This window comes from Bacillus sp. S4 (assembly GCF_040838205.1).
Taxonomy (GTDB): domain Bacteria; phylum Bacillota; class Bacilli; order Bacillales; family Bacillaceae_G; genus Bacillus_A; species Bacillus_A cereus_U.
Window position 1 is genome coordinate 1 of sequence record NZ_JBFPJI010000097.1, and the last position, 11,607, is coordinate 11,607.

Consider the following 11,607-nt stretch of genomic DNA (forward strand, 5'->3'; position numbering starts at 1 on the left):
GATCAAGTAGCCTAATGAAATAACCGTGTCTAACTTTTAGGGGTCACTTCAGAATGCTCTTCTTTTTTTATGAAAGTATACTAGACACCCCAACATATAAAATAAAGGCAGAACCGAGAAAATAAACAAATGCTTTTGTTTTTTGCCGCTCTTTTATTTCATCAATTCCAAAAAGGATAAACATAATACTTAAAAGGATAAATACGAATGGTAAAAGCATAGAGAAGTTTGCAAAGAGGTTAAGTAGAGCGAGAATAAGAGCGATAGTAGCTATTATAATTCGAAAGTTTTTTAACATGAAATCCTCCTTAGTAGAAGTATTATTATCGAGAGACAAGAATAAGAATGACAATAATTAAAGTAAAGACGCCAGAAAAGAAAGAGAGTGTACTATTTACTTTATTCTGTTTCTGTTTCTCCTCTGCACTTATGATGAAAGTCATAATAGATAAGGCAATAAGCATATAGGGCATCGTAACAAGTGGGTTTCTAAACATTCCATATAGAGCGAGAGCGATGACGATGAGTGCGGATATAATACGAAATACTTTTAGCATAATATTCTCCACCTTTTTTGTTTAGATTATCCTCAAATTTATTACCTGTTCGACAAAGCCAAATTGGTGAAAGGTAATAGTCAGTAGGTGATTAAAAGTACATTTTACATGTAGAGAAAGTAGATCGATATTAAAACGAAGAACATAAGAATAGAAACGAAAAAATACGGAATACTCATTGATTTTCGTCCGGATTTCAGTTCATTAATTCCTAGAAGAATAAAGGAACAAATGAGAGTAAATTGTATGTACGGGAGAAGGGTGAAATTATCGGTAATAAGAGAATAAGTGCAAAGAGAGAGTATGATAAGCGTGAAAAACATGAGGAAAATCCGTAATCCAGTTAACATTGTATACCTCCTTTAAATAGACTATTTACCGGAATATTTCTGAGAAGCCAAGTAATAAAGCAGCAGCGCCAGCTATGAAAGCAAGTGTGCCACTAGATTGTTCTATGCTTTTTTATTTCTTCTAGACCTATAGTGAAAGCCATCAATCCTAAGGGAATAAACATGTAAGGTATAATGTCTCTGTTGCCGCTGATAAAACTATAGATTGCTATAGATAAAGCGATAAGTGAAAAAGTAATTCGAAATCCTTTTAACATAAAGGATCCTCCTTCTTTTTTATTTGCTCAATTGCGATGAGAAACATTAAAACCCCTAATAGAAATTGTGAAAGTGGTAGAAAGTTATTTTGAGCTGTATAGAGCCCAATTGCCGACATAATTATCACCGTGAGTGCGATTACGATACGAAGTATACTATGAGTTCTCCTTATTATCTTTCGAGTAAGGATTATCTTCTGGTTTATCAACGGAATGTTTATATGCGTAACCTTTATTGATCGTCATAACGGAGAGTACTAATACGATCAGTACGATTATAATGCCAATAATTAATATTTTGAGCATGAAATCCCTCCTTTTCTTTATTTTACATAATTTTGTAATTGATGAAAACAATAGAAATTAAAAGGATGAAAGAAGGGTGTTACATGGAGCATAAAAAAACATATTATATATCAGTTGGAAATGGTCAAATTTCACAAGTGAAGACGGCGGATACGTATAATTTTGAAATTTACGCAAATGACGAAGAGATTACGGAGTTAAGAGAGTATTTTGATCAAGCGTATGAAGAGGACTTAGGTTCGTATGTACGCTCCCACGTGCCATTCGTTGAGTATCATCACGATTCGAATAATGATCGATATGATGAACAACTACAAAAAGCATATAAAATGATTTATGATCTAGGGAATCATGAAACGAAAGAATTAGTCGCGCAAATGGGAATAATCAATGGATTGTAATTGGATAATATTATGCAGAAAAGCGAGAATATGCTACAATTTGTGGTAGGAAAAACTTGTAATCATCAATAGGGGAGTAATGGCATGTACAAATTTAAAGATTATTACCACAACACTGTACAATTATCGTTTGAACGTTACCCATTTTCTCCTGAGCCAAAGCATGTTTGGGTTGTATGCCGGTACGGGGATCAATGGTTATTAACGCATCATTTACGCCGTGGTCTTGAATTTCCAGGTGGTAAAGTAGAACTCGGGGAAACACCGGAAGAAGCGGCAGTTCGAGAAGTTCATGAGGAAACCGGCGGCATAGTTTCTGATTTAACTTACTTAGGGCAATACAAAGTATCCGGAAAAGACAAAATAATCATTAAAAACATTTATTTTGCAACAATTAGTGCGGTAGAGCAGCATACGCATTACGAAGAAACGAAAGGGTCTGTTTTATTAAAAGACATTCCTGATAATATTAAAACTGATAGAAAATTTAGCTTTATTATGCGCGATGATGTATTAGCGCGTACGATGAAACATATAGAAGAAATCGGCTGTTTTACGAAGTAAAATGGCCGGTTTCTTTTTTTGATTAAATACCCAAAAAAGGTGTGAATATATCTTTACTTTTAGGGAGGCATTTGGGAATGAAAGTATCCACTTACTATTGTCACTTTTTGTCGGTAAATCGATATATTTCAAAAATCGCCGATATATTTTGAGTTGCGGTCGATATATTTCAAAAATCGCTGATATATTTTGAGTTGCGGTCGATATATTCGAAAAATCGCTGATATAATTTATTTACTATTGTATTGTTTTTACCTTCAGCTCTAAAAACGAAAGAACCTCCAACAAATCATCCACCACACGTGAATGTTCAAAGTCACCCCAAAATAAATCTCTCTTCCAAACGCCAAGAATCCCTACTTGTTCAGAACCAAGCACATCGTTTTCTGGATGATCTCCAACGTAAAGACATTCTTCTGCTTTAACATTTAGTTTATGCAAGGCTCGTTTGAAAATCTCGGGGTGTGGTTTTTTAATTCCTTCTGCTTCTGAAACGAGAACTGTATTTGTATACGTATGTATGTTTAAGGCGCGAAGGTTGTTCATTTGAAAATCAGTAAAGCCGTTTGTAATAATACCGATTTTAATGTTTTGCTGCGTTAGTTGCTGAAGTAGTTCATGCATGCTTGGGAAGGGAATGCAGTGATGTTGAAAGTTTGTAATGTAGTCATGCAGCAGTTGTTCTGATGTTAAAGTGGTAATGCCGTATTCAGAAAGAAGAGAATCGTATACTTTATCTTTCCACGTATATCCATTATTATCGAGTTCAAGAAAACGAGAGCAATACTCGGCTTGTTCTATGTTTATAAAATGAAGAGAAAAGCGATTGTATTGGTCGTGAATAAATCGTACTAAAGATTGACGACGATCTAATAGTGTCCCGTCCAAATCAAATAACACCGCATGAATCATATGTAACCTCCTCAAAGTTTTTATAAATAATTATCGCATATTTGTGAAAAAATGATTATCATATTTTTGTAGACTGTAACGACGGAGGTTCAAATGAAAGAACTGTATGGTGGGAAATTAGTTTGTTTTATACTTTCAATTGGCTTAGTAGCTGGATGTGATATGGCGGAAAAAACTTCGCAAAGAGAGAAAAAAGATGTGTGCGAAACGACAGAAGAATGCACACAAATAGGTGATAAAACGCTTCAAAAAGTATATAAAAAGATAGATGGACTTTCAGAACTTGAAGTACTAGAGGATTATGATTTAGAAGGACATTCAAATAACGATATGAAAGAAGCGGAAATAAAAAAAGAGGATGATGAAAATTATTTCTTTTTAGCTTCTTATTATATTGATGGTGATGAAATTGTAGATTCTTATTTCGATAAACTAGATCGCAAACGATTGAATAAGGCTTTTGCGGATGATAAGGACGCGAAAGAAGAAATATTAAAGCAACGTCAAGATAGGGATTATCATGAATCGTTATGGGAGATGTACAGCACTCTTATTCCAGCTAAGTATCGCACTGACATAAAAGAGTTTGATATGGTAACAGATGGATACGATGGAATTGTGGCTCATGTTATGCCAGGTATGGAGTATCCGAAAGAGTGGACTATTAGTTTAGATACGCTTGATTCTGCAGTAAATATCGATCAAGTGATGAAAACATTAATACATGAGACGGCTCACGTATTGACGCTGGGACATAAACAAATACCAGTAAATGAAAAGTACTTAAAGGCTTTTGAAGAAGATAAAGATATTTCATCATACCAAAATAAATGTAAATCTCTTTTCTTACAAGAAGGATGTGCGAAGGAGAGCTCTTATATAAATCAATTTTATAATTTGTTCTGGAAACCAATTGACCAGGAGTGGACAGAAAAGAAAGTGGAAGAAAGCGAAGAAGCTCAAATTGAATTTTTTAAGGAAAAGCATGGTGAGTTTGTTTCACTGTATGGAACGACAAATGTAGCGGAAGATATCGCAGATACATTTACAGCGTTTATATTACAAGATTCAAAAAAGGTGAAAGAAGGAACAGAATTAAAATATAAAAAAATTGCCTTCTTCTATCAATTCCCCGAGCTTGTAAAAATGAGAGCGGAAGTGTTAGCTGGATTATATGATATTTCAAGGGATATAGAGCAGTCATAGTTTAGTGGTAATTATTTGTTGGTAAGTCAATAAAATTGGATTTATGTTCGATATATTTTTGGTCGATCAAATGAAAACGCGAGGACGTTCTGTTCTTTGCGTTTCTTCATGTTGATAAAATTGAAAATTCTGTCTTTTTTCAAAAAAGAAGAAGGAACTGAATCATTAAAAGAGAATTAGTATAAAAACGTCACAAATTAGACACAATTATAATGCGCATAGTATAGGGGCTATAAGTTTACTCTCGAGGAGGTAATGAAACGTATGAAAACGATTCTTGCTGTTGCTGGTCTCATTTGGGTAATGTCTCACGGTTTTCCGATTTTTGAAGGGGAGCAAATTCGTAGTGCATTAAATAAAGAGTTTAATGATTATCATATTATTGATCGAAAAGATAATGTCGTTACGGTGCGTGTGAAAGATTGTTTCCATACAGTTACGGTTGCTAATGGGAATGTTACAGATGATTCGAAAATGTGTGATAAAAGGTAAAAGAAAGAAGCTGACTCTAGCGTATCGCTCTAAGTCAGCTTTTTTTTCGTTTTCCAATAAGGAGTTTTTCAAATGCCTCGACAAATACATACATAAGAGTTGCGAGGACGCAAGTGAGCAATACACTGAGTAAGACGAGTGTGAAGTTAAAGACTTGGAATCCGTAGCTAATTAAATAGCCAAGTCCTTGTTTAGAAACGAGGAGTTCCCCGAAAATAACACCGACCCATGATAAGCCAACATTCACTTTTAACGTTGAAATAATTGCAGGGAAAGATGAAGGGAGAATAACGTGCTTATAGCATTGCCATTTATTTGCGCCAAATGTGTCCATGACCTTAATATAATTGGAATCGACTTCTTGAAATGCGCTGTAAATAACGAGAATAGTAATGATGATGGAGATGATTACGCCCATTGCGATAGAGGATGAAATATTTGGACCGAAAATAACAATGATGATTGGACCGAGTGCAACTTTTGGCATTGCATTTAGGACAACGAGATACGGATCAAGTACGCGGGCCAAAAGTGGCATCCACCAAAGGAAAGTAGCAATAATTGCTCCGAGTACAGTTCCTAGAATGAAGCCTACTCCTGTTTCAAGTAATGTCGTCCATATGTGAATCCAAATTGAACCGTCAATCCATTTCGTTAAAAAGAGATCCCAAATACTTGAAGGAGAGCTAAAGAGTAAAGGATCAATCCATTCCTTTTTACTAGCTATTTCCCATAGTGCAAAGAAAAGAACAAGAAGAACAAGTTGTAAAGAGCGAGCTAACCATGCATGTTGTCTTTCTTTTTTTCGAAACTGCTCATGTAGTTGTTTTATATTATCCAAGTCGTTCCAACTCCTTCCATATTTCTTGGAAGAGGGATGGGAAGTCATGGTGGTGGCGTGCTTCTAATGGCGATAAGGAACGGATACTTTCTGGGACGATGAACGTTTTTGCAATTTTTCCAGGGTTCGCCTGCAGCAAATAAATACGATCACTCATCGCAATTGCTTCTTCAATATCATGTGTCACAAGTAGGGATGTTTTCTTATAGTTACGTAGTAATGTAAAGACGAGATCTTCTAGTTTTAATTTTGTTTGATAATCAAGAGCGGAAAATGGTTCATCTAGCAATAAAATTTTTGGATCGGTCGCTAATGTTCGAACGAGTGCAGCACGTTGGCGCATACCGCCGGATAGTTCACGAGGGTATTGCTGTTCTATATCATATAGGCCGACTTGTTTTAAAAGCTTTAATGTATGTTCTTTCGTATTTTTATCATAAATTTTTCGAATATGAAGTCCGAGCATAATATTTTCTTCAATTGTTTTCCACGGAAACAAGTAATCTTGCTGGAGCATATAGCCCATAGATGGAGTCTTAGTTGTAATCGGTTCACCATCTAAAAATACGATACCTTCAATTGGATCAAGTAGCCCCGCGATGATGGAGAGGAGCGTTGTTTTTCCGCAACCACTCGGACCAAGGATTGAAATGAATTCCCCTTCTTCTACGTGCAAACTTATATCTTCAAGAATAAGTTTGGCATTTTCTTTTGCAAAAAAGCAGTGAGAAACGTTACGTATTTGTAAAAAGCTCATACACTTCGCCTCTATTTCTTAATAACGCTTTCGGCAATTTTTGTATTGACGAGCGCTTCATGTGGAACTTCTTTTTGTAATTCACCAGCTTCTTTCATAATCGTTTGGAGCTGTTTCCATTCTGCATCATCTAATAATGGATTTGTTGCATATGAATGTTGTTTTTTGTAGCGCTCAATTACTTTTACTGAAATGTCTTTTGAAGTGTCTTTAAATAGTGGTGAAACGGCATCGGCAATCTCTTCTGGACTATGTGTATCAACCCATTGCTGCGCTTTATATAGTGCACGCGTGAATTTTTCTGCAGCAGCTTTATCTTTCTTTAAGAAACTTTCTTTTGCCATAAACGTTGTATAAGGAACAGTACCAGATTCAGCTCCGAAAGACGCGACGATATAACCTTTTCCTTCTTTTTCAAGTATACTTGCAGTCGGTTCAAAGAGCTGTACAAATTCTCCTGTACCAGATGCAAAGGCATTTGCAATATTAGCAAACTCGATATTTTGAATTAAGTTCGTATCTTTGTGAGGGTCAATGCCATTTTTCTTTAAAACGTATTCTCCAACCATTTGCGGCATGCCGCCTTTACGCTGTCCTAAAAATGTAACGCCTTTTACGTCGTTCCAATTAAAAGAATTTACTTTTTTACGTGAAACTAAAAATGTGCCATCTGTTTGTGTAAGCTGCGCAAAATTAATGACAGGATCTTTTGCTCCTTGTTGATGAACATAAATCGACGTTTCTGAACCAACGAGCGCAATATCAATTCCGCCAGATAAAAGGGCGGTCATCGTTTTATCTCCGCCAGCTGTTGTTTGTAAGTCAATATTTAAACCTTCATCTTTAAAAAATCCTTTTTCAATTCCAACATATAATGGTGCGTAGAAAAGAGAGTGGGTAACTTCGCCAACGCGAATTTTTTGCGCTTGTTCTTTCGTACTTTCCTTTGTACTACTACAAGCAGCGAATGTGAAAACAGCTAGTAACATGATGCAAAAAACGGTTATTAATTTTTTCACTATATGACACCTCCTAGAAGTCAATCTACAAGCATAATATGTAGGTAAGTGCCCATATGTGAGGATATATAGCAGGAATTTTTTGGGTAGTAAAGAAGTACAAATATAAGGGGTGATAAAATGGATTACGAATACGATGATAGCGTACATTTACATCTTGATTATTTCGGAACTGAATGTGATATGGAATCGATTGCCTATAAGAGGAAGCATGAAGACGTGTGGGATGTGTATTTTAATTTCGGAGTATACGGTATTCAAAAAGATGATGTAGGGGCAGGAATGTTTATGGACGAATATGCCGGTTATTACGTTTTTTCTGTACATGCTCGTGATTTGAGCTGGGAATTTGGAAGTGCTCAGTTTGAGGAATGGGTCTTGAAGAACCATATAGTAGAAAGAACGCTTCAAAAATAGGGAGGAATTTCGTGATTTGATTTCTCATATTATTGTTTATTTGCCTAAATGGAATTTACATCATGCAAGTGCTCACTTACCGATTTGCAAAGAAAAATATTCATAAATACAAAAGATTGAAATTGGTTCATATGTGGTTAGATATGACTATGAAAAAGGATCCGAGATTAGATTTTTTGATTTTATCTTTATAGTAATCGTAAGTATCATATGGAAAATATGGATGCTTCCTCTTATATAGTAAACATGCTAATCATTTCATCATTTTTCCCGTTCATAATAAATAACGAAAAGAACCTGTGAGGGTTTATCAAGACCTAAATTGTAAAAAGTCATAAAAAATAAAGTGCGATACATATTAGACATGACCAATATGTATCGCACTTTTACTTCATGTTCAACAATCGCCCCGATTGTTGAACAAGTAAGGGTATCGCCAGCATTTCGGAAAAAAACGCGCTAAGCAAAAAATACAATAAGCCGCCCATATGGACAGCTCATTTACATAATTATCGTTATCAGAAGTAAAATTTAACTCGAAAATATCTAATTTTATCAGTTGTTGAATGTCTGAAAAAAATCAAACCAATGATATTGTTGAGATCTTTTGGTAACTTCTTGCTGTGATGACTATCATAGTGACTTTTTCTCCAGCAAGCACTATTAGTGGCTAATTACCATAAGGACTTATTTTTGAAATTTGCTATTTTTTAGAAAGTATGTTAATTTAAGAAAGACCTATTTTTGTTCGGTTTGAGATTAAGAATAAATTTTGTTTTTCGTCTAAGGTATTTGAGCAAGGGTAGTAACATATGTGTGGGTATCCATACTAGGAGGCAACAATTATGGAACAAGGTAAAGTAAAATGGTTTAATGCAGACAAAGGTTTTGGATTCATCGAGCGTGAAGATGGAGAAGACGTATTCGTACATTTCTCAGCTATCCAAATCGACGGTTTCAAATCTTTAGACGAAGGACAAAGTGTAACGTTTGAAGTAGAAAAAGGACAACGTGGCCTACAAGCTACTAATGTTCAAAAAGCTTAATATTAGCTGATGAAAGACCCTCTTGTAGGGTCTTTTTTTTGATTTTGTTACAATATTCCAAATGCAACTTTTTTAAGGGGATTTGGGGTGCTTAACTTTTAATGAAAAAGAAGATGTTAGAAATCATAATTTTAGCATTATGGGCTTTTTCTTTTAGTTATCTTGCAATTATATTAGGAATACCAAAAAACGGATTATATATAGTCGTAGGATTTCCAATCTTATTTGTTGGTGGACTTTTGATTGTGCATCTATTTCAAAATAAGAATGAAAATGGAAAATAACTTTGTTTGATTGTATATATCATACACGTATAGTTAACATAATGACCTATTATCGGTAGCAAGAAAAAGGCGGATTCCTACTCTTACAAGGAGTCCGCCTTTTTCTTTTTATATGACGCTATACATCTTTTTATACATTTCTATTCTGGCGCGCCTTTTGGCTTCCCCATGGTTCCCTATGTCTTCCGATTTTTTGTATAAAATCTTGCATGCTCTTAGCGTGGTTTTTTTCCGAAATGCTGGCGGTACCCCATGCCCATCAAGCTAAGGTTTTGAAGTACCCCCTAAATGAAAATTTTCTTTCTCTATAGTTATTTATTTTGAGAAGTCAGCTCATTTTTTAATTTTAGGGGGTATTTTGTTTTATTAGGTTGATAGCGATGGGACTGTACCCCGTTAATAACAATTAGTAAAATTTAATTAAAAAAATTGTGAATTTTTCATGGTTTTTTATGTATTGTTTTACATGTTTCGTGATTTGAGATAATTTCTGCAACATATAAGGTTCTTTAATTTTTTTATCGTTTTTAGACAGAGGACTTTTATCTTAAAGTTCTGAAGGTATAAAAGATAAATTTTGTTAGGCGTAAGTATGAGTAAATTGGTATAATATAGTAATATAAGTAGAAGATGGGAAATCTGATATTAGTAAATCGGGCATACAAATTTCATATGCATCCAAATACGTATTAATAACATTTCCCTCTCTGAACATAAAACTATACACATACTATGATAGATAATATAGGCGTTATTCTTATTATATTGCCCTAAAATAATCAAACCAGGTTATTCGAAGAAAGGAGTGGAAATATGAATATTGGTGAACGTATTCGACAAATCCGTATACATAAAGAATTTACGCAAGGGGAATTAGTATCAGAAATATGCTCTATAACGTATTTAAGCAGAATTGAAAATGGACAAATTAAACCTTCTGTTTCTTTTTTAGAAAAGGTCGCTAAAAAGATGGAAGTTGATTAAAATTTTCTTGTAGATGCAGATTATGGGGATATAGAACCTATGCTCCTTGGAATATGTAATAAGTATAAAAATGATAAAATTATAAGTGAAAAAGATTTATCTTCTTTAGAACTGTATGTTCGTGATATAGACTCTATTCTTTTATTATTAAAGGCTTATGGTGTTTTAATATACTATCATTCCCGAAATAATAACTTAGTATATGTAGAAGCAATTGTAAATCAGGCTGTGCAAGTTATTCCAAATCAAATAGACCTCCAGTATACTGAAGATTATATATATTATTTAATGGCTCGAGGTTATTATTTTTATAATAAACAAGATTATATGGCTGCACATGAAATCTACGTGAAGATAGAGAGTTTACTTGATCTAGAAGAAACTACTCAACACGCCAGTGTATATTATAATCTGTGTCTTGTAAATAAAGCGCTGTATAAAGATAAAAGCATTAGTCGTTTGTATGCGCAGAAAGCTTACAAAATATTTTTGAGATTTAATATAAAGAATAAAGTAATAGATACTTTGTTAATGCTCGCAATACTGTATGATTTAGATGGATTATATGACAGGGCTCTTGAATGCTTACAGCAGGCAGAAAGTAGGTTGGAAAATAAAGGAGATTCTATGTATTCACCTATAATCTCGTATAATTATGGGAAAATTTATCAAGGTTTAAAAGACTATACTAATGCTATTAAGTACTATGAAGAATGTTTGCAATTAAGTGAGTTTCTCGAACAAAAACATCAAAAGGTATACGCATTACGAAGCTTAATAGAGATTCATATAGAATTTAAAGATTGGAAAACTGTTAATAAATTTATGGATGAAGCGTTTGATTTATTATCAATTTTTGATGTACCTTACGCTAATGTTCAACTATATGGATTGAAGGGGAAGATATCTAAATTAAGAGGAGATGATTATGGATATGAAAAACAGATGCAAAAAGCAATTGAAATTGGTTTAGAAAAGAAACAATATCCTTTAGTAAGTGAACTGGCTCATGAACTAGGAGACTATTTTTTTGATAATCGCGCTTATAAAATGTCAGCAAAATATCTAAAAATATCAATTGAAAATTCGACGAATTAAAACAAACTAAAAATACATAGATAGAGGGAGATTAATCAAGGATCTTGGTAATGATATCCGCAATATCCCCTCTATGTGATTCTGCAGTAATAGTAGGTATTGGATTAATATAATTT

General features: G+C 34.1%; 14 protein-coding genes and 2 pseudogenes. 8 read left to right on the forward strand and 8 right to left on the reverse strand.

What is annotated here, in order from left to right; genetic code table 11:
* Positions 1–67: 67 nt before the first annotated feature.
* From AB3X48_RS11825 to ytzI, 4 genes and pseudogenes are all read right to left on the reverse strand, one after another.
* Complete coding sequence (locus AB3X48_RS11825) at positions 68–298, reverse strand: YczI family protein (protein WP_088099600.1); 231 nt, start codon at positions 296–298, stop codon at positions 68–70.
* 25 nt (positions 299–323) lie between these two features.
* On the reverse strand, positions 324–557 hold the full coding sequence (locus AB3X48_RS11830; RefSeq protein ID WP_002199049.1) for a DUF3953 domain-containing protein: 234 nt from the start codon (positions 555–557) through the stop codon (positions 324–326).
* Between the two features lie 375 nt (positions 558–932).
* Positions 933–1,164 (reverse strand): annotated as a pseudogene (locus AB3X48_RS11835) (YczI family protein).
* Between the two features lie 156 nt (positions 1,165–1,320).
* Positions 1,321–1,470 (reverse strand): YtzI protein, encoded by a 150-nt coding sequence (ytzI, locus tag AB3X48_RS11840; protein ID WP_002112449.1) that lies wholly within the window; start codon positions 1,468–1,470, stop codon positions 1,321–1,323.
* Positions 1,471–1,553: 83 nt separating this feature from the next.
* On the opposite strand from ytzI, the gene AB3X48_RS11845 reads away from it, so the two are divergent.
* A complete protein-coding gene (locus AB3X48_RS11845; protein ID WP_002112448.1) occupies positions 1,554–1,871 on the forward strand; it encodes a hypothetical protein in 318 nt (105 codons plus the stop codon).
* Between the two features lie 84 nt (positions 1,872–1,955).
* Entirely contained in the window at positions 1,956–2,435 is a 480-nt protein-coding gene (mutTA, locus tag AB3X48_RS11850; protein WP_002015736.1) for an antimutator 8-oxo-(dGTP/GTP)ase, read from the forward strand.
* Positions 2,436–2,672: 237 nt separating this feature from the next.
* On the opposite strand, the gene AB3X48_RS11855 is transcribed toward mutTA, so the two are convergent.
* Positions 2,673–3,347, reverse strand: a complete 675-nt coding sequence (locus tag AB3X48_RS11855; RefSeq protein ID WP_088099598.1) for an HAD family hydrolase — start codon at positions 3,345–3,347, stop codon at positions 2,673–2,675.
* A 93-nt stretch (positions 3,348–3,440) separates the two neighbouring features.
* Between AB3X48_RS11855 and AB3X48_RS11860 the strand changes: the two genes are divergently transcribed.
* On the forward strand, positions 3,441–4,553 hold the full coding sequence (locus AB3X48_RS11860) for a recombinase family protein (RefSeq protein ID WP_199715327.1): 1,113 nt from the start codon (positions 3,441–3,443) through the stop codon (positions 4,551–4,553).
* A 264-nt stretch (positions 4,554–4,817) separates the two neighbouring features.
* The gene (locus AB3X48_RS11865) at positions 4,818–5,045 is read left to right on the forward strand and encodes a hypothetical protein (protein ID WP_002089142.1); all 228 of its coding nucleotides are present in this window, start codon (positions 4,818–4,820) and stop codon (positions 5,043–5,045) included.
* Positions 5,046–5,079: 34 nt separating this feature from the next.
* Here AB3X48_RS11865 and AB3X48_RS11870 read toward each other — a convergent pair whose 3' ends face one another.
* Genes AB3X48_RS11870 through AB3X48_RS11880 form a run of 3 tightly spaced genes read right to left on the reverse strand, consistent with a single transcriptional unit; the run spans position 5,080 to position 7,662 of the window.
* Complete coding sequence (locus AB3X48_RS11870; RefSeq protein WP_078173924.1) at positions 5,080–5,886, reverse strand: ABC transporter permease; 807 nt, start codon at positions 5,884–5,886, stop codon at positions 5,080–5,082.
* Positions 5,879–6,643 carry an ABC transporter ATP-binding protein gene (locus AB3X48_RS11875; protein WP_078173925.1) on the reverse strand — a complete coding sequence of 255 codons (765 nt, stop codon included), beginning with the start codon at positions 6,641–6,643 and terminating at the stop codon, positions 5,879–5,881. Before AB3X48_RS11875 ends, AB3X48_RS11870 begins: the two co-directional genes overlap by 8 nt.
* Before the next feature lie 11 nt (positions 6,644–6,654).
* Positions 6,655–7,662, reverse strand: coding sequence for an ABC transporter substrate-binding protein (locus tag AB3X48_RS11880; protein WP_133059536.1), 1,008 nt, complete (start codon positions 7,660–7,662; stop codon positions 6,655–6,657).
* Positions 7,663–7,782: 120 nt separating this feature from the next.
* Here AB3X48_RS11880 and AB3X48_RS11885 point away from each other — a divergent pair, with 120 nt between their 5' ends.
* From AB3X48_RS11885 to AB3X48_RS11900, 4 genes and pseudogenes are all read left to right on the forward strand, one after another.
* Positions 7,783–8,079: a DUF3986 family protein gene (locus AB3X48_RS11885; RefSeq protein WP_002112440.1), complete on the forward strand. Its 297-nt coding sequence runs from the start codon at positions 7,783–7,785 to the stop codon at positions 8,077–8,079.
* Between the two features lie 845 nt (positions 8,080–8,924).
* On the forward strand, positions 8,925–9,125 hold the full coding sequence (locus AB3X48_RS11890; RefSeq protein WP_002160121.1) for a cold-shock protein: 201 nt from the start codon (positions 8,925–8,927) through the stop codon (positions 9,123–9,125).
* A gap of 101 nt (positions 9,126–9,226) precedes the next feature.
* Positions 9,227–9,409: a hypothetical protein gene (locus AB3X48_RS11895; RefSeq protein WP_033714597.1), complete on the forward strand. Its 183-nt coding sequence runs from the start codon at positions 9,227–9,229 to the stop codon at positions 9,407–9,409.
* An 813-nt stretch (positions 9,410–10,222) separates the two neighbouring features.
* A pseudogene (locus AB3X48_RS11900) lies at positions 10,223–11,491 on the forward strand (helix-turn-helix domain-containing protein).
* Positions 11,492–11,607: the final 116 nt, after the last annotated feature.

Bases quoted from the DNA above. Each gene is read 5' to 3' on its own strand.
- AB3X48_RS11865 (WP_002089142.1), top strand. From the start codon at position 4,818: ATGAAAACGATTCTTGCTGTTGCTGGTCTCATTTGGGTAATGTCTCAC.
- ytzI (WP_002112449.1), bottom strand. From the start codon at position 1,470: ATGCTCAAAATATTAATTATTGGCATTATAATCGTACTGATCGTATTA.
- AB3X48_RS11895 (WP_033714597.1), top strand. From the start codon at position 9,227: ATGAAAAAGAAGATGTTAGAAATCATAATTTTAGCATTATGGGCTTTT.
- mutTA (WP_002015736.1), top strand. From the start codon at position 1,956: ATGTACAAATTTAAAGATTATTACCACAACACTGTACAATTATCGTTT.
- AB3X48_RS11860 (WP_199715327.1), top strand. From the start codon at position 3,441: ATGAAAGAACTGTATGGTGGGAAATTAGTTTGTTTTATACTTTCAATT.
- AB3X48_RS11845 (WP_002112448.1), top strand. From the start codon at position 1,554: ATGGAGCATAAAAAAACATATTATATATCAGTTGGAAATGGTCAAATT.
- AB3X48_RS11885 (WP_002112440.1), top strand. From the start codon at position 7,783: ATGGATTACGAATACGATGATAGCGTACATTTACATCTTGATTATTTC.
- AB3X48_RS11855 (WP_088099598.1), bottom strand. From the start codon at position 3,347: ATGATTCATGCGGTGTTATTTGATTTGGACGGGACACTATTAGATCGT.
- AB3X48_RS11825 (WP_088099600.1), bottom strand. From the start codon at position 298: ATGTTAAAAAACTTTCGAATTATAATAGCTACTATCGCTCTTATTCTC.
- AB3X48_RS11875 (WP_078173925.1), bottom strand. From the start codon at position 6,643: ATGAGCTTTTTACAAATACGTAACGTTTCTCACTGCTTTTTTGCAAAA.
- AB3X48_RS11830 (WP_002199049.1), bottom strand. From the start codon at position 557: ATGCTAAAAGTATTTCGTATTATATCCGCACTCATCGTCATCGCTCTC.
- AB3X48_RS11890 (WP_002160121.1), top strand. From the start codon at position 8,925: ATGGAACAAGGTAAAGTAAAATGGTTTAATGCAGACAAAGGTTTTGGA.